The sequence below is a fragment of the Aliivibrio sp. S3MY1 genome (assembly GCF_028765575.1).
Taxonomy (GTDB): domain Bacteria; phylum Pseudomonadota; class Gammaproteobacteria; order Enterobacterales; family Vibrionaceae; genus Aliivibrio.
In genome coordinates, this window is the sequence record NZ_JARACO010000102.1 from 1 (window position 1) to 745 (window position 745).

Sequence of the window (745 nt, forward strand, 5' to 3'; positions counted from 1 at the left end):
GCTGCTTCAAAGAAGGAATTTAGTATGCAAGATGAGAAATGGCTCTCAGGTACGGAGCTTAAAGGGAAAATAGTCACATTAATTCCATTACAACTAGAGCATGCGTCAGCTCTTGTTGAAGCGGCTTCTGATGGTGAACTTTGGGACTTATGGTATACGAAAATACCAAATAAAGAGACTGTAAACGGTTATATTGAATTGGCTTTAAGTGAACAAGACGCTGGGCGTTCTTTGGCTTTTTCTGTCATTGATAATGAAACTCAAACCATAATCGGTACAACTCGTTTATGCCACGCTGATTGTGTGAATAAACGGGTAGAAATAGGTTATACGTGGTATGCGAAAAGCTACCAGAGAACATCAGTAAATACCGAATGTAAGTTCCTTCTTCTTTCTCATGCATTTGAAAACCTTTCAGCAATCGCTGTTGAGTTTAGAACTCATTGGCATAATCACGCTTCACGTAATGCAATAGCTCGTTTAGGTGCAAAGCAGGACGGTGTAATTAGAAATCATCAACAAATGGCAGATGGTAGCTATCGAGATACCGTTGTATTTTCGATAATTAATAGTGAGTGGTTGGCCGTAAAAGCTAGTTTGTTATTCAAACTGGAAAGGCGCAGCTAACAAATGCATCAACACGATTTGCTACATTCGGCGTTGTCAGTTTGCCTTTAGTTTTGGTGATTAAGGCAGTAAAATTCAGCTTGGTTTGCATAGTAGCAAACGTGTTATGCAGGCGTTA

Annotated in this window: 1 protein-coding gene; it reads left to right on the forward strand. The window is 39.6% G+C overall.

All coding sequences use genetic code 11. The features are described 5' to 3' along the window. Positions 1-24: 24 nt before the first annotated feature. Positions 25-627, forward strand: a complete 603-nt coding sequence (locus PVK62_RS17435; RefSeq protein WP_130046499.1) for a GNAT family N-acetyltransferase — start codon at positions 25-27, stop codon at positions 625-627. The last annotated feature ends 118 nt before the right edge of the window (positions 628-745 follow it).

Excerpts from the sequence above, each read along its gene's own strand:
- PVK62_RS17435 (WP_130046499.1), top strand. The coding sequence starts at position 25 with ATGCAAGATGAGAAATGGCTCTCAGGTACGGAGCTTAAAGGGAAAATA.